The following is a 15,703-nucleotide window of genomic DNA, read 5'->3' on the forward strand; positions in this document are numbered from 1 at the left end:
CCCGCCCGACCACGCACACGGGCCCCCGCCACCGCGAGGTGACGGGGGCCCGTGTGCGTCCGGGGACGGCCACGGTCAGCCGCGGCGACCCCGCGCCGCCTTCTCGCGGGCGCGCACGGCCTTCTCATCCTCCGGCTCCTCGCCGGCGGCCCGGCGGGCCGTGAACCAGGCGTGGGCCTCCTCCTGGCGCTGGGTCTCGGCGTCCGTGGCCACCGCCATGCGCAGGTGCTCGGGCTCGAGGCCGAACGACTCGACGAGCTCGAGGGCGAAGGGGCGCAGCCGCTCGGCCAGCCGGTTGACGTAGCCGCGCAGGGCCCGGGCGCGCTGGCTCGAGACGCGGCCGTGGGCCACGAACCAGCCGAGGTCGTCCTCGATGAGGCGCAGCGCGAACAGGTCGCGCAGCCACGTCAGGACGGTCTTCGTGGTCTCATCCGTGATGCCCTCCAGGGCGCGGGTGAAGGCCTCCCACTGCAGAAGCTCGCCGTGGTTGCGGGCGGCCTCGATGAGCTCGTGCTGGCGCGTGTTGAACGCCTCCGCCTGCGCCGCCTGGCCCTTGCCCCGGGCCCCCGAGAGGGTGCCGGCGATGTCGGCGGTCTTGGCACGGACGCGCTCGGTGAGCAGCTCATGCTGGACGGCGGGGTCCTTGAACCAGTTCGCCGAGCGGCGCTCGGACCCGCCGTCGGCCACGGACTGGACGGCCTTGTGCAGGCCCGCACGGTGGAGGGCGTCCGAGGCCTGATGGACCACGTAGCGGGAGACGGCGCCCACATTGAGACGTCCGAACTCCTTCGAGTAGTCGGTCAGCAGACGCTTGCCCACGAGCTGCAGGAGCACCGTGTTGTCGCCCTCGAACGTGACGTACACGTCCAGGTCGGCGCGCATCTGGGCCACCCGGTTCTCGGCGAGGAACCCGGCGCCGCCGCACGCCTCGCGGGCCTCCTGCAGGGTGTCCAGGGCGTGCCACGTGGTCAGCGGCTTCACGGCCGCGGCGAGCGTCTCGAGCTCCTGCCGGTCCACGTCCGTGTCGGAGCGGCCGGAGAAGACGTCGTCGAACTTCTCGACGAGCTCGTTGGAGGCGAAGGCGTCCGCGTAGGCGCGGGCCAGGCGGTCGATGAGGCGGCGCTGGTGGTTCTGGTAGTCCAGCAGCACCTCCTCCCGCTGCGGGTCGGAGGCCTTGAACTGGCGGCGCTGCTCCGCGTAGGCCAGCGCACCGTGCAGGCCGAGGAAGGAGGCCGTGGTGGCGGCGAGGGACAGGGAGACGCGGCCCTGGACGAGCGTGCCGAGCATCGTGAAGAAGCGACGCCCGGGGGAGGCGATGGGCGAGGAGTAGGTGCCGTCCTCGGCCACGTCGCCGTAGCGGTTGAGGAGGTTGGTGCGCGGGATGCGGACCTGAGTGAAGTGCAGACGGCCGTTGTCGATGCCGTTCAGTCCGCCCTTGAGGCCGTCGTCCTCGCCGCCCACGCCGGGCAGGAAGGCGCCCTCCTCGTCCCGGATGGGGACGTAGAAGCAGTGCACGCCGTGGTTGACGCCCCGGGTGATCAGCTGCGCGAAGACCGTGGCCGCCCTGCCGTGCAGCGCGGCGTTGCCGAGGTAGTCCTTCCAGGCGCCCTTGAACGGGGTGTGGATGACGAACTCCTGGGTCGCCTCGTCGTACGTGGCGGTCGTCGCGATCGAGGCGACGTCCGAGCCGTGCCCGATCTCGGTCATGGCGAAGGCGCCCGGGACGCTCAGGTCCATCGCGCCCGGCAGCCACCGGCGGTGGTGCTCCGCGGTGCCCAGGTGCAGGATCGCCGAGCTGAACAGGCCCCACTGCACACCGGCCTTGATCTGCAGGGAGGGGTCGGCGAGCACGAGGTCACCGAAGGCGGCGAGGTTGCCGCCGTGGTTGTCCTCGCCGCCGAACTCGCGCGGGAAGGCGCGGTGGACCGCGTTGCGCTCCACGAGGACGCCCAGCTGCCGCAGGACGCGGGCGCGGTGCTCGTCCATGCCGAGCAGCGGGTCGCGCCACAGGGCGGGATCCTTGACCAGTTCGCGGGATTCGCGGCGCTCCGCGGCCCAGCGGCCGAGGAGGGCCTCCTCGAGGGCCGCGGCGTCGAGGGAGCCGGGCGTCGGCCGCTCGGGCGCGATCTCGGCGACGTCGGAGGGAACCTCGGTGCTGGGCGTCGAGGACTGGGGGGCGAGCTTCTCGTGGACGGTCATGACGATGCTCCTGTTCGTGAGTGGGGGCGGGCGCGGTCGGCGTCCGCCGCCGCGGGTTCGAGGGCGGCGCCGGGCGCGGCGCCGATGAGGCCGGTGAGCAGCCAGTCGGCGATGGCGCGGGCCATCGCCTCGACCGGGATGCGACCGGCGGCCGGGGTCCGCAGCCAGGTCTCGGCGGCGGCCCGGACGAGGCCGACGGCGGCGCGCGGCCACAGGGCGAGCGGGTCCGCCGGCGCCGGGGCGTGGCCCCGCGCGGCCATCCCGCGCGCCAGGCCCGACTCGAGCATGGCGTAGACGCGCTCGAGGAACGGGCCCAGCACAGGGGCCTCGGCCGCGGCGGGGGACGGGGCGACGGCGAACGCGTACACCTCGGGCGACGTCGCCGCGACCGTGAGATACACCTCGACCATGCGACGCAGCGCCTCGGGTTCGGAGACCGGTTCGTCCGCGACCTCGAGCAGGCGGCGCTCCATGTGTGCGGTGACCCGCTCGGACACCGCCAGGCGCAGGCCCTCGCGGTCGCCGAAATAGCGGTAGTAGACGGTCTTGGAGGTGCCCGCGTGGGACGCGATCTCCTCCATCGAGGCGTGTGCGCCCAGGGCGTGCACGGCCGACCGGGCGGCCCGGACCAGTTCCAGACGGCGCTCGGCGCGGTGCCGGTCCCAGCGGACGCTGCGACCGTCCCGGGCGGTGGACGTGACGGGATTCACGAAACCGAGCGTATCAGGTACCGTGGATCACAGTCACCCACCCCGCCGACGTCCGTATCGTCCGTATCGTCCGGGGTGACAACGCCCCCGCCGCGTCGGCGGTGGGCCCGCCGTCGAGAGGACCGTCATGACCCACCACGAGACCCCCGCGTCCGAGACCGCCTCCCGCCCCGCCGTCGCCGGCGGAGCGCTGCGCCCCGCCGTCATCCTGGGCGGCAACCGCATCCCGTTCGCCCGTGCCAACACCGCCTACGCCGAGGTCGGGAACCAGGAGATGCTCACGGCCACGCTCGACGGCCTCATCGCGCGGTTCGGGCTCCAGGGCGAGCGCCTCGGTCAGGTCACCGCCGGCGCCGTCCTCAAGCACCCGCGCAACTTCAACCTCACCCGCGAGGCCGTCCTGGGCTCCGCGCTCTCCGCCGCGACCCCGGCCGCCGACGTCCAGGTGGCCTGCGCCACCGGCATGGAGGCCCTGGGCACCCTGGCCAACAAGATCCGGCTCGGCCAGCTCGACTCCGCCATCGGCGGCGGCGTGGACTCGATCTCGGACGCCCCCGTCTCGCTCTCCGACGGTGCGCGCCGCGTGCTGCTGCAGCTCAACACCGCCAAGACCACGAAGGACCGCCTGCGCGCCCTCGCCCAGCTGCGCCCCGGGCAGCTCGTGCCCGAGCCGGCCGGCGCGGGCGAGCCGCGCACCGGCATGTCCATGGGCGAGCACCAGGCCCTGACCACCCACAAGTGGGGCATCACCCGTCAGGCCCAGGACGAGCTCGCCGCGGCCTCCCACCGGAACCTCGGCGCCGCGTACGCCGCCGGGTACATGGACGATCTGGTGACCCCGTTCCACGGCCTGGCCCGCGACAACAACCTCCGCCCCGACTCCACGCCGGAGAAGCTGGCCGGCCTGAAGCCCGCGTTCGGTCGCCAGCTGGGGGACGAGGCGACCATGACGGCGGCCAACTCCACCCCGCTCACCGACGGCGCCTCCGCGGTGCTGCTCTCCTCCGAGGAGTGGGCCGCCGAGCGCGGGCTTCCCGTGCTCGCCGAGTTCGTGGACATGGAGAACGCCGCCGTGGACTTCGTCGACGGGCACGAGGGCCTGCTCATGGCCCCCGCCTACGCCGTCCCGCGCCTGCTGGCCCGGCACGGGCTCACCCTCGACGACCTCGACTTCGTGGAGATCCACGAGGCGTTCGCCGGCACCGTCCTGTCCACGCTCGCCGCCTGGGAGGACGAGGAGTACTGCCGCGAGCGCCTCGGGCTGCCGGGTGCGCTGGGCTCGGTGGACCGCGCCCGGCTCAACGTGCACGGCTCCTCGTTGGCGGCCGGTCACCCCTTCGCCGCGACCGGCGGCCGCATCGTCGCCCTGCTGGCCAAGATGCTGCATGAGAAGGGGGAGGGCTCTCTCGGCCTCATCTCCGTCTGTGCCGCCGGCGGCCAGGGCATCGTCGCCCTGCTGCGCGGCCGCTGAGCCCCGACCGACCCGATCCGAGAGGACCGACCATGACCGACCGTTACGGCACCTTCGTCGCCTCGCCCCTGGGCCGCCGCCTCACCGGCGCCCTGGGCCTGCCTCAGCCCGTCGAGCTGCGCCGGCACACCCCCGGCGACCCCGTGCTGCCCGGCTCCGTGCTCGTCCTGGGCGCGACCCCCGCAGCCGCGGACGCCCGCACCCTCTTGGCCTCGTGGGGCCTCGAGGTTGCCGACGCCCCCCGGGAGGGCGCCCGCCACGCGGCGATCGTCGCGTGCTTCGACGGGGTCGCCACGCCCGCGGACCTCGGCGCGGTGGCGCTGGAGATCGGCGGCGCGCTGCGCTCGCTGGGCTCCTCCTCGCGCGTGGTGACGGTGTTCGAGGACCCCGAGTCCGCCACGGACCCGACCCTGCGCGCCGCCCGCCAGGGCGTGACGGGCCTGACCCGCTCCATCGCGCACGAGATGCGCCGCGGCGGCACGGCCAACGGCCTGGTCCTGGGCGAGGGCGTTCCGCTCACCGCCCCCGGTGCGGCCGGCGCGCTGGCGTTCCTGCTCTCCGGCCGCGCGGCGTACGTCTCCGGCCAGTTCGTGCCCGTCGCCACCGCCGACGGCGCTGTCCCCGCCGACGCGGCGCGCCCGCTGGCCGGCAAGGTCGCCGTGGTCACGGGCGCCGCCCGCGGCATCGGCGCCGCCATCGTGCGGACGCTCGCCCGCGACGGGGCCGTCGTCGTCGGCGTGGACGTCCCGGCGGCGGGTGAGGCGCTGGCCGAGGTCGTGAACGAGGTGGGCGGCACCGCGCTCGCGCTGGACATCACGGCGCCGGACGCCGGCGCGCGCATCCTCGAGCACTGCCGCACCCGGCACGGCCGGATGGACGTGGTGGTGCACAACGCCGGGATCACCCGGGACCGGATGCTGGCCAACATGGACGCCGCACGCTGGGACTCCGTCCTTGCCGTGAACACCACGGCCCAGCTGGCCATGAACGAGGCCTTCCTCGCCGAGGACGCCCGGGACGTGGCGGGTCAGGGGCTGCGCATCGTGGGCCTCGCCTCCATCTCCGGCATCGCGGGCAACCGCGGCCAGACGAACTACGCGGCCTCGAAGGCCGGGGTCATCGGCCTGACTGCGGCGTCCGCCCCGGTCCTCGCGGCCCGCGGGGGCACGATCAACGCGGTGGCCCCGGGCTTCATCGAGACCGAGATGACCGCGAAGATCCCGCTCGCCACGCGCGAGGTGGGCCGGCGGCTCAACGCGCTGCAGCAGGGCGGCCTGCCGCAGGACGTGGCCGAGACGGTGGCCTGGCTCGCCTCGGACGCCGCCGGCGGCACCAACGGGGCCACACTGCGGGTCTGCGGCCAGTCGAAGCTGGGGGCGTGAGGATGCAGACCACGCAGCTGTCCGCCCCGCCCTCCCTCGGCCGGCTCTACGTCCGGGCCGCCGGGCGGGCCGCCACGGACGCCGTCGTCCGTCGGCGCCGTCCCCGCGAGCTCCCGGACCGTCAGGTGGTCGTGACCGGCCACCGCATCCCGGCCGAGGCCGTGACCGCGTGGCGCGGGGCCGTCGGGTCCGCGGATCCGGCGGACCTGCCCTCGGTCCTGGTGCACACCCAGGTGTTCGGCGCGGCCATGGAGCTGATGGCCGACCCCGAGTTCCCGCTGCCCCTGCCCGGGCTGGTGCACCTGAGCAACACGGTCCTGCACCACCGGCCCGTCCCGGCTGAGACCGCCCTGCGCGTCACCGCGCGTGCGGTGGGTCTCGTCCCGCACCACGCGGGCACGGCCGTGGACGTCGTCGTGACCGTCGAGGGGCCCGGCGACGACGGCGGGGAGGCACTGCTGTGGGAGGGCGTCTCCCGGTACCTCGCCAAGGGCGTCCACCTCTCCGGCCTGCGTCCCGAGCGGCCCGCCCGCCCGGACTTCGTGCCCCCGACGCCGACCGCCCAGTGGCGCTTCGGGACGGGGGCCGGACGCCGGTACGCGGGCGTCTCCGGGGACTGGAACCCGATCCACCTGACGGGCGTCTCGGCTCGACTGTTCGGCATGAAGGGCGCGATCGCCCACGGGATGTTCCTGGCCGCCCGGATGCTCGAGGGCCGTGAGCCGGCCGGCGCCGGGTTCCGCTGGCACATCGACTTCGAGGCGCCCGTCGTGCTGCCGACCACCGTGGCCGTCCGCTACGAGCCCGGGCCCGACGGCGGCACGCGCGTGTACGGCTGGGATGCGCGGCGCCGGCGCCCGCACTTCTCCGGGGAGATCACTCCGCTCGAGTCCTGACGGCCACCGGGCCCGCGCACCGGCCCGCCGAGACTCGCTGTCTCGGCGGGCCGGTGCGTTCGGGCGGTCAGGCGTCCAGCCCGGGCGACCGCCGCGGCACGGCGGTGACGGCCTCGAGCAGCCCGTCCGCGTAGGCCTCCCACGAGTGACCGGCGGCGTGGCGCACGGCGCCGGTCCCCAGTGCCGCCCAGGCGTCACGATCCGCCAGGATCTCGGCCAGGGCATCGGCCCACGCCTCGGGGGTGCCCGCCGTCACGTGGCGGCCGGACACGCCGTCGAGGACCGCGTAGACCAGTCCGCCGACCCGGTGCGCCAGCACGGGCGTGCCGCAGGCCTGTGCCTCGAGGGCGACCAGGCCGTAGGTCTCGGACGCGCTCGGCATCGCCACGACGTCCGCCGCCCGGAACTGGGCGGCCAGGGCGGGCGCGGGCACCGGCCCGGAGAACGTCACCAGGTCGGCGACCCCCTCCCGCGCGGCCAGGCCCGCCAGGTCCAGCTCGTCGTCCCCCGAAGCGGCCCCGTTCACGTGCAGGCGCACCCCCGGGTCGGCGCCCGCGCCACCGGCCCGCTCGCGCAGCACCCCGAGGGCGGCCACGAGCAGGTGCGGGCCCTTGTGCCGCTGCACGCGGCCGGCGAACAGGACGCGCAGGGCCCCGTCGTCCTCCGGGGCGCCCGGCCACTGCGCGGCGCCCTCCGGCGTGAACGTCTCGAGGTCGGCCCCGGGGGGCAGCACCCGGGTGCGGGCGCGGGGCACGTCCAGCAGCTCGCGCAGGTCGGCGACCTCGGCGGCGGAGTTGACCACGAGCAGGTCGGCCCGCTCGGCGACCTCGCGCTCGGCCTCGATCCGCGCGGCCGGCTCGCGCAGCTCGGGGTCCTCGAGCATCTTCGCCGCCGCCGTGGTGTGCATGGTCTGCAGGTACGGGGCGTGCGCCGCCCGCGCCAGCGCCGCGGCGGTGGACCCGGAGAGCCAGTAGTGGCCGTGCACGAACGCGACGGGCGGGGCGTCCGCGCCACCGAGGACGGGACCGCCCGGCACGGCGTCCGAGGCGAGCCAGTCCAGGGCCGCGCGGGTGAACTCGGCGCCGAGTCCCGCCAGCTCCTCCTTGGGCACGGGAGCGGACGGCCCGGCGGCGAGGTCCACGACCGTGACCGGCGGGGCCTGCCCGCCGGCGTCCAGCATCCGGACCCGTGCGCCATCCGCTCCCACCGGCTCCTCCGCCCGGGTCAGCAGGATCATCCGCACGCCCCGGCGGGCCAGGGCCACGGCGGCCTGCCGCACGTAGACGTTCATGCCGCCGGCGTCGCCGCGGCCGGGCTGGGCCAGGGGGGAGGTGTGCAGGCTGACCCCGATCCCCACCGGCACGGACGCCCGCAGTTCGGCGTCCACGGCGTCGAACAGCCGGGCCGCCGACGCCGAGTCCGCCAGGTCCTCGACGGAGACCATCCGTCCGGCGCCGTCGCCGAGCGGCACAGTCCAGTTCGGGTACTGGTCCTGGAGGGTGCCGGGCTGGTTCTGGATGCGCCGCTCGCCCACGGCGTCCACGAGCGCCACGCTGTGCAGGGCCGAGGGCGCCTGCGCGAGCAGGCGGTGCAGGGCCACGATCTGGCGTTCGCGCACCTCGGGGCCGGCGTCGGGGACGTCCACGTCCGCCTCGGCGAGCAGCCCGCGCCGGGCCGCGGCGGCGAGGAACGCGCGCACCTCCTCCGCCGACCGGCGGCGTTCCTGGGCGACGTCCACGGTGTAGAGGCCCAGCCGTTCGCGCAGGTCCACCTGGACGCCCTCGAGGTAACCGGCCGTGGGCGGCAGGTCGTGCGTGTTCACCGCCGCCATGGCCAGCCGCCGGTAGCGCTCCGGCGGGGTGGGCTCGCCGTCCTCCTGTTCGAACCACAGGATCGACGTGCCGAGCACGCCGGCCTCGGCCAGGCGGCGCTGCACCCACGGCTCGAACGTGCCGAGGTCCTCGCCCACCACGACGACGCCGGCCCGCTCGGCCTCGAGCGTGAGCACGGCGAGCATCGCCTCGTGGTCGTATTCGACGTACGCGCCCTGGGTGGCACCGGCGCCCTCCGGGATCCACCACAGGCGGAACAGCCCCAGGACGTGGTCCATCCGGATGCCGCCCGCGCCGCGCAGCACGGTGCGCAGCATGTCCCGGAACGCGGCGTAGCCGGTCTCGGCCAGGCGGCGCGGATGCCAGGGGTGCTGCGACCAGTCCTGGCCCAGCTGGTTGAACAGCTCGGGCGGCGCGCCGACGGACATGGTCGGCACCAGCACGTCCCCGAGCATCCACGCGTCCGCGGTCTCGCGGGTCGCCCCGACTGCCAGGTCCACCATGACGCCCATGCGCATGCCGGCCGCCCGGGCCCGCTCCTGCACGCCGGCGAGCTGCTCGGCGGCGATCCACTGCACCCAGCGGTGCAGGTCGACGTCGGTCGCGCGTTCGACGCGGACCCGCTCCGCCTCGACCCCGCCCGGCGCCCAGGCCGGGTCGGCGAGATCGGGTCCGGTGCCGTCGCCGTCCAGCCGCAGGACGGACCAGAGGGCGAAGTCGTCCAGGCCCGGGCCGGCCTCGGCGCGGAACCGTGCGTAGGCGGCCTCGCGCTCGGGGGAGCGGGGCACCTCGTGCACGCGGCGCAGCGCGGGCCACAGGACGGCGGCGACGGCGGCCCGATCGATCCGGCCGGTGCGCTCCAGCTCCGCCTGGACGCGGGCGCCGGCCGACCGCAGCTCCGCCTGCTCCGCGGCGGGCAGGTCGGCGAACTCGGGGATCGAGGGCACGTGCACGACCAGCGCCGAGAGGAACCGACGGGAGACGGGGGAGTAGGGGGAGTCCGCCGGATGGGGGCCGGGCTCGATCGCGTGCAGGGGGTGCAGCAGCAGGAAGTCGGCACCGTGCCGGGCGACGATCTCGGCCAGGGACGCCATGTCCGCCGCGTCGCCGATGCCCCACGAGTCCGCCGAGGTCACCGAGTAGCCCTGCGCGGCCGCGCCCCAGCCGCGGCGCTCGAGGAAGGGACGCGCCGTGCTCAGCCGGGTCGGGGCGCAGACCAGGACCGCGGAGGCGGTGGAGCCGGAGCCGCTGGTCACCTCCAGCCGGTGCCAGCCCGGGGCGAGGTCGGCGGGGATCTGAACGTGGACGCGCTCGCGTTCGACGCCGTCCACGAGGCGGACCTCGGACACCGGCTCGCTCACGCTCACCTCGAGGGTCCGCCCGTCCTCCGTGCGCACGCGGGCCACGACCGGCTCGCCCGCGGCCACGTGGCACGGCACGGACAGGCGGTGGCCGGACCGGGCGGCCACGGTGGGCGGGAGCACGTCCCGCCAGGGGGCCGTCTCCGCCTCCTCCAGCGCCTCGGCCAGAGCGGCGACCCCGTCCGGACGGACCGACACCCCGAGGGCGGCGAGCACCTTCACGAGGGCCTCGTCCGGCACGGTCTGGGCCGAGCCGTCCTGCCCGACGTACTCGGGCTGCACCCCGTGGGCTCGCGCGAGCCGGTGCAGCAGTGCGGGGGCTTCCAGGGCCATCAGGTCCTCCATGCCGTCGTGCGGTTCCACCGACGGCGCCTGCCGTCGCACAGACACCACTCTAGAGGGGACGCCGGTCCGGGGAACACGCAGGGCCCCGGTCGTGACGACCGGGGCCCTGCTGCTCGACGAGCGGTGCGCGAGGGGGGACTTGAACCCCCACGTCCTTGCGGACACAGCGACCTCAACGCTGCGCGTCTACCAATTCCGCCACTCGCGCTCATCGGTGGAGCCCTGGGAGAGGCTCCGTCGCCCACCGCGTTCCGGTCCTGTCCGGTCCGTCCCGCTCCGGGCAACTCGAGAAAGATAGCACGGGTTCGGGCTAGGCTCAAAACCATGGTCGAGAACATCGAGAACCCCGCCCGCTCGCGCCCCGAGGACCGCGTCGTGGAGATCTGCCGCGACCTCATCCGGATCGACACCACCAACCGCGGGGGCAACGTCTCCGTCGGTGAGCCTGAGGCCGCGGAGTACTGCGCCCGGCTCATGACCGAGGCGGGGATGACCCCCCGCTTCTTCGAGTCGGCGCCGGGCCGGGTCTCCGTCGTCGGGCACCTGCCGGGCTGGGATCCGGAGGCGCCGGGGCTCGTCATCCACGGGCACACGGACGTGGTCCCCGCCGAGGCGGACGAGTGGAGCGTGGACCCGTTCGGCGCCGAGCTCAAGGACGGCATGATCTGGGGGCGCGGCGCCGTGGACATGAAGGGCATGGACGCCATGGTGCTCGCGGTGCTGCTGCACCTGGCCCGCACGGGCCGCCGGCCGCGGCGACCCCTGACGGTTGCGTTCTTCGCCGACGAGGAGGCCGGCGGCGTCTACGGCGCACGCTGGGTCGTGGACCATCACCCCGAGGTGTTCGACGGGTGCACCGAGGCGATCTCCGAGGTGGGGGGCTTCTCCACCGAGGTGCACGGCTCGCGCGCCTACCTCGTGCAGACCGCGGAGAAGGGGCTCGCCTGGCTCAACCTCACCGCGGAGGGCGCCCCCGGGCACGGCTCGGCCCCGCACCCGGACAACGCGGTCACCCGGCTGGCCGGCGCCATGACCCGCATCGGCGGGCACGAGTGGCCGCTCGTGTACACCAAGACCACGCGCGCGCTGCTCGAACAGGTGGCCGAGATCATGGGCGTGGACTTCGACGAGACGGACCCGACGCCGCAGCTCGACGCGCTCGGGCAGGCCCGTTCCTGGGTGGCCGGCACCCTGCGCACCTCGTCCAACCCGACGGGGCTGACCGCCGGCTACAAGCACAACGTCATCCCGTCCTCGGCCACCGGCACCGTGGACGTGCGCCTGATCCCCGGGGAGGAGGAGTCCGCCCTCGCCACGATCGCCGAGCTCGCCGGTCCCGACGTGACCATCGCACCCGAGCACCGGGACGTCGCCCTGGAGACCCCCTTCTCCGGGGACCTGGTGGAGCTGATGATCGCCTCGCTGCAGGCGGAGGACCCCGAGGCCCAGGTGCTGCCGTTCATGCTCGGCGGGGGCACGGACAACAAGTCCCTCTCCCGGCTGGGCATCACCGGCTACGGCTTCGCGCCCATGCGCCTGCCCGCCGACCTGGCCTTCACGTCCCTGTTCCACGGCATCGACGAGCGGGTGCCCGTGGACGCGCTCGAGTTCGGCTGCCGGGTGCTCGAGCGGATGCTGGAGCCGCGCTGATCCGGGCCGCGGGCGCGACGACGGCCGGGGCGCCGTCGTCGCGCCCGCGCCTCAGACCGTCTGCAGGGTCGAGGCCACGCGCATCACCCGGCGGCGCATCCAGTAGCGGCGCGCCCCGTCGCGGTAGTGCACGGAGCGCTGCAGCTCCCATTGGCCGTACTCCGCGTGCTCCACGAGGCGCCGCCGGGCGTCGGCGAGGGACTCGTGGGCGGCGACCGTCATCACCAGGTACTCCCACTTCTGTCCGCGGGAGATCGCGTCGAGGGTCGAGGACATCAGCTGTTCACGCACCCGCCCATCCTGGCAGACGGCGTCGGGTCCGGCGGCCGGTCCCGCACGGCCCACCCCTGGCCGCGTCACCGGCCACCGGGTTACCGTTCACCCATGAGCTCTGACGCCCGCATGGCCCTCGAGGCCCTCACCACCGCCCTGAACGAACACCTCGTGGCCGCGCAGAACAAGCGGGGCGAGGACGACCCCGCCGTCGAAGCCGCCTTCTTCGCCGTGGCCGACGCCTTCGAGGCCTACGAGGACGCCCTGTACGCGGACACCGAGGAGGTCACCCCGCTCGACCTCTTCGACGACGAGGACGACGACGACTGACCGTCCTGCTCGTGACGGATCGCACGGCCCCGGGTTCCCACCCGGGGCCGTGGCGTACAGTGACCCTCCGTGACGTGGATCGAAGCCATCATCCTGGGCCTGGTGCAGGGCCTCACGGAGTTCCTGCCCATTTCCTCCTCCGCCCACATCCGCATCGTGGGCGAGTTCCTGCCCTCCGCGACCGACCCGGGGGCGGCCTTCACGGCCATCACGCAGCTCGGCACGGAGCTGGCGGTCCTCATCTACTTCTGGCGCGACATCACCCGCATCATCGGCCGGTGGTGCGCCGCGGTCACGGGGCGGATCCCGCACTCGGACCCCGATGCGCGCATGGGCTGGCTGATCATCGTGGGCTCGATCCCGATCGCGGTCCTGGGCCTGCTGCTGGAGGACTGGATCGACACGGAGTTCCGGTCGCTGTGGATCACGGCGACCATGCTCATCGTGTTCGGCGTCCTGCTCGCCCTGGCGGACCGGCTCGGCCGTCAGACCAAGCCGCTCGAGAAGCTCACCGTGCGGGACGGCGTCCTCTACGGCCTGGCCCAGGCCCTCGCGCTGATCCCGGGCGTCTCGCGCTCCGGCGGCACCATCGCGGCCGGCCTGGCCATGGGCTACACCCGGCCCGCCGCCACCCGCTACGCGTTCCTGCTGGCGGTGCCCGCCGTGTTCGCCTCCGGCCTGTACAAGCTGTACACCTCGCTCACCGATCCCGGCACGCAGGGCCCGTACGGCATGGGGGAGACGCTGGTCGCGACCGCGATCGCCTTCGTGGTGGCCTACGCGGTCATCGCCTGGCTCATGCGCTTCATCAGCACCAACTCGTACCTGCCGTTCGTCTGGTACCGCATCCTCCTGGGCGGCGTCCTGTTCGCCCTGCTGGGCGCGGGCGTCATCAGCGCCTGAGCCCGCTCCCGCCGCCGGGCATGGCGGCCCGGCACCGCCGAACCACCCCGATCTGAGGAGTCCCGTGAAGTCCTGGAGCACCCCCGCCCCGCCCGCCGTGCCGAGCCGCCCCGACCGGCTGCGGCTGCACGACACCGCCACGGGACGGACTCGGCATCCGGGCAACGACGCGCAGCGCGCCTCGCTGTACGTCTGCGGGATCACCCCGTACGACGCGACGCATCTCGGCCACGCGAGCACCTATGTGGCCTTCGACCTGCTGCACCGCTACTGGCGCGCGGCCGGTCTCGAGGTCGCCTACGTCCAGAACGTGACCGACGTGGACGACCCCCTGCTCGAGCGGGCCGAGGCGACCGGCGTCGACTGGCGCGCGCTCGCCGAGGAGCAGACCGACCTGTTCCGTGCGGACATGGCCGCCCTCGAGGTGCTCGCCCCGGACCACTACGTCGGCGCGACCGAGGCGGTGGGCCTGGTGGTGGACGCCGTCGAGACGATGCTGGCGGCGGGCCGGGCCTACCGCGTGCCGGGCGGCGACGGCGAGCCCGACGGGGACGTCTACTTCGACGTCCGCGCGGCCCAGTCCGCGACCGACTGGCGCCTCGGACAGGTCTCCGCGATGGGCCTGGACGAGATGGCCGCGGTGTTCCCGGAGCGGGGAGGCGATCCCGACCGCCCCGGCAAGCGCGACCCGCTGGACCCGCTGCTGTGGCGCGTGCACCGCGAGGGCGAGCCTGCCTGGGACGGTCGGTCGCTCGGCTCCGGCCGGCCCGGCTGGCACATCGAGTGCTCCGTGATCTCCCGGGCCCACCTGCCGGCGCCGTTCACGGTGCAGGGCGGCGGCTCCGACCTGCGGTTCCCGCACCACGAGTTCTCCGCCGCGCACGCCACCGCCGTCGACGGCCTGCCGCTCGCGCACACCTACGCGCACACCGGCATGGTGGCCCTGGACGGCGAGAAGATGTCCAAGTCCCTCGGCAACCTCGAACTCGTCTCCCGCCTGCGGGCGCGGGGCGTCGAGCCGGTGGCCGTCCGCGCGGCGATCCTCGCGCACCACTACCGGTCGGACTGGGAGTGGTCCGAGCAGGTGCTGGCCGACGCCCAGGCGCGGGTGGCCCGTTGGCGCGCCGCCCTGGACGGACCGCATGCCGCCGCCGGCGTCGCCGTGCTGGACGCGGTGCACGCGGCGCTCTCGGACGACCTCGACGCCCCCCGCGCGCTGGAGGCCCTCGACGCATGGGCGGCCGGCACCCTGCCGGGCCTGGCCGAGGCCGCCGCCGACCCGCTGCCGGTGGTCGACGTCGTGGCGGCGCTGCTGGGTCTGCGCCTGCGCTGACCCCGCCGGGCGCGGCCGGGCGTCAGCGTCCGCCGCGCCCGCGCAGATAGCGCTCGAACTCCCGCGCGATCGACTCGCCCGAGGCCTCCGGCAGCTGCTGGGTGTCCTGGGCCTCCTCGAGCTGCCGGACGTAGGCGGCGACGTCGGGGTCCTCGGCGGCCAGCTCGTCCACGCCGCGCTGCCAGGCCCTCGCGTCGTCCTCGAGCCCGCGCGTGGACACGCTCACGTGCAGCAGGTCCTCGACCGCCTCGACCAGCCCGAGCAGCGTCTTGGGGGAGGGCGCCTGGGCCACGTAGTGGGGCACCGTCCCCCACAGCGAGAGGCTCGGCAGGCCGCGGCGCGCGGCCTCGTCCGCGATGACGCCGATGATCCCGGTGGGCCCCTCGTAGACCGGACGGTCCGCGCCGACGGCCACCCGCACGTCCACGAGCGGCGAGGTCGGGCGGGCGCGCAGGGGCCGGGTGTGGGGCACGTCCGCCAGCAGCGCGCCCAGCGTCACGACGGCGTCCACGTCACGCGCGTCGGCCGCCGTGAACAGCTCCTCGAGGAACGCGCGCCACCGCACGTTCGGCTCCACGCCGACGGCGAGGAGCACACGCACCCCGTCCGGCGGGGCAGCCTCGCCCGCGACGGGCCGACCCTCACGGTCCAGGAGCGCCTCGTGCAGGGTGACCGCCGGCCAGTCCAGCGTCCCCAGCCCGTCGGCGTCGCGCCGGACCAGGGGTCGAGTGACCTGGTAGTCGTAGAACTCGCCGTCGCACACCCGTCCCGCGTCCGCCGCGTCCCACTGCTCCCGCAGCGCGCCCAGGGCCCCGGTCGCGGCCTCCCCGGCGTCGTTCCACCCCTCGAAGGCCAGCAGCAGGACCGTGGGGGCCCGCCGCCCGGCCTCGAGCGCGTCCACGGTCGCCGTCAGGTGGGTCCGCAGCGGGCCCAGGACGTCGTCCGGCTGGTCCTCGGAGGTAGCGTCGGTCATGGCGGCCAGCCTAGACACGGCCCGACGACGGGGTCACGGCCCGCG

Annotated in this window: 12 protein-coding genes and 1 tRNA gene; 7 read left to right on the forward strand and 6 right to left on the reverse strand. The window is 74.9% G+C overall.

The features are described from left to right. Window positions 1-75: 75 nt before the first annotated feature. Entirely contained in the window at window positions 76-2,199 is a 2,124-nt protein-coding gene (locus NR073_RS04705) for an acyl-CoA dehydrogenase (RefSeq protein ID WP_044658927.1), read from the reverse strand. Then, entirely contained in the window at window positions 2,196-2,909 is a 714-nt protein-coding gene (locus NR073_RS04710; RefSeq protein WP_041103822.1) for a TetR/AcrR family transcriptional regulator, read from the reverse strand. The genes NR073_RS04705 and NR073_RS04710 overlap by 4 nt, the downstream gene beginning before the upstream one ends. A gap of 127 nt (window positions 2,910-3,036) precedes the next feature. On the opposite strand from NR073_RS04710, the gene NR073_RS04715 reads away from it, so the two are divergent. The 3 genes from NR073_RS04715 to NR073_RS04725 are packed head-to-tail and all read left to right on the forward strand — an operon-like array spanning window position 3,037 to window position 6,658. Beyond that, on the forward strand, window positions 3,037-4,380 hold the full coding sequence (locus tag NR073_RS04715; protein WP_044658924.1) for an acetyl-CoA C-acetyltransferase: 1,344 nt from the start codon (window positions 3,037-3,039) through the stop codon (window positions 4,378-4,380). A gap of 32 nt (window positions 4,381-4,412) precedes the next feature. Beyond that, window positions 4,413-5,762: a 3-oxoacyl-ACP reductase gene (locus tag NR073_RS04720; protein WP_049146795.1), complete on the forward strand. Its 1,350-nt coding sequence runs from the start codon at window positions 4,413-4,415 to the stop codon at window positions 5,760-5,762. Window positions 5,763-5,764: 2 nt separating this feature from the next. Continuing rightward, window positions 5,765-6,658, forward strand: coding sequence for a MaoC/PaaZ C-terminal domain-containing protein (locus tag NR073_RS04725; protein WP_044658921.1), 894 nt, complete (start codon window positions 5,765-5,767; stop codon window positions 6,656-6,658). A gap of 67 nt (window positions 6,659-6,725) precedes the next feature. Here NR073_RS04725 and malQ read toward each other — a convergent pair whose 3' ends face one another. Continuing rightward, window positions 6,726-10,235 (reverse strand): 4-alpha-glucanotransferase, encoded by a 3,510-nt coding sequence (gene malQ, locus NR073_RS04730; protein WP_101965456.1) that lies wholly within the window; start codon window positions 10,233-10,235, stop codon window positions 6,726-6,728. Between the two features lie 85 nt (window positions 10,236-10,320). After that, window positions 10,321-10,404, reverse strand: a tRNA-Leu gene (locus NR073_RS04735). A gap of 116 nt (window positions 10,405-10,520) precedes the next feature. On the opposite strand from NR073_RS04735, the gene NR073_RS04740 reads away from it, so the two are divergent. Beyond that, the gene (locus NR073_RS04740; RefSeq protein ID WP_036384810.1) at window positions 10,521-11,846 is read left to right on the forward strand and encodes a M20/M25/M40 family metallo-hydrolase; all 1,326 of its coding nucleotides are present in this window, start codon (window positions 10,521-10,523) and stop codon (window positions 11,844-11,846) included. Window positions 11,847-11,897: 51 nt separating this feature from the next. Here NR073_RS04740 and NR073_RS04745 read toward each other — a convergent pair whose 3' ends face one another. Next, window positions 11,898-12,137 (reverse strand): DUF5703 family protein, encoded by a 240-nt coding sequence (locus NR073_RS04745; RefSeq protein WP_036384809.1) that lies wholly within the window; start codon window positions 12,135-12,137, stop codon window positions 11,898-11,900. Between the two features lie 93 nt (window positions 12,138-12,230). Between NR073_RS04745 and NR073_RS04750 the strand changes: the two genes are divergently transcribed. From NR073_RS04750 to mshC, 3 genes are all read left to right on the forward strand, one after another. Beyond that, window positions 12,231-12,449: a hypothetical protein gene (locus NR073_RS04750; protein WP_036315190.1), complete on the forward strand. Its 219-nt coding sequence runs from the start codon at window positions 12,231-12,233 to the stop codon at window positions 12,447-12,449. 69 nt (window positions 12,450-12,518) lie between these two features. Continuing rightward, a complete protein-coding gene (locus NR073_RS04755; protein ID WP_036315183.1) occupies window positions 12,519-13,352 on the forward strand; it encodes an undecaprenyl-diphosphate phosphatase in 834 nt (277 codons plus the stop codon). A 64-nt stretch (window positions 13,353-13,416) separates the two neighbouring features. Next, a complete protein-coding gene (mshC, locus tag NR073_RS04760; RefSeq protein WP_036315180.1) occupies window positions 13,417-14,685 on the forward strand; it encodes a cysteine--1-D-myo-inosityl 2-amino-2-deoxy-alpha-D-glucopyranoside ligase in 1,269 nt (422 codons plus the stop codon). 22 nt (window positions 14,686-14,707) lie between these two features. Here the strand turns inward: mshC and NR073_RS04765 are convergent, their stop codons facing one another. Continuing rightward, window positions 14,708-15,658: a proteasome assembly chaperone family protein gene (locus NR073_RS04765; protein WP_052833426.1), complete on the reverse strand. Its 951-nt coding sequence runs from the start codon at window positions 15,656-15,658 to the stop codon at window positions 14,708-14,710. Window positions 15,659-15,703: the final 45 nt, after the last annotated feature.

This window comes from Micrococcus sp. Mcc28, assembly GCF_024519775.1.
Taxonomy (GTDB): Bacteria; Actinomycetota; Actinomycetes; order Actinomycetales; family Micrococcaceae; genus Micrococcus; species Micrococcus luteus.

What these genes read in the sequence shown, in the direction of transcription:
- NR073_RS04705 (WP_044658927.1), bottom strand. Translation starts at nt 2,199, where the DNA reads ATGACCGTCCACGAGAAGCTCGCCCCCCAGTCCTCGACGCCCAGCACC.
- NR073_RS04715 (WP_044658924.1), top strand. Translation starts at nt 3,037, where the DNA reads ATGACCCACCACGAGACCCCCGCGTCCGAGACCGCCTCCCGCCCCGCC.
- NR073_RS04720 (WP_049146795.1), top strand. Translation starts at nt 4,413, where the DNA reads ATGACCGACCGTTACGGCACCTTCGTCGCCTCGCCCCTGGGCCGCCGC.
- NR073_RS04725 (WP_044658921.1), top strand. Translation starts at nt 5,765, where the DNA reads ATGCAGACCACGCAGCTGTCCGCCCCGCCCTCCCTCGGCCGGCTCTAC.
- NR073_RS04740 (WP_036384810.1), top strand. Translation starts at nt 10,521, where the DNA reads ATGGTCGAGAACATCGAGAACCCCGCCCGCTCGCGCCCCGAGGACCGC.
- NR073_RS04750 (WP_036315190.1), top strand. Translation starts at nt 12,231, where the DNA reads ATGAGCTCTGACGCCCGCATGGCCCTCGAGGCCCTCACCACCGCCCTG.
- NR073_RS04765 (WP_052833426.1), bottom strand. Translation starts at nt 15,658, where the DNA reads ATGACCGACGCTACCTCCGAGGACCAGCCGGACGACGTCCTGGGCCCG.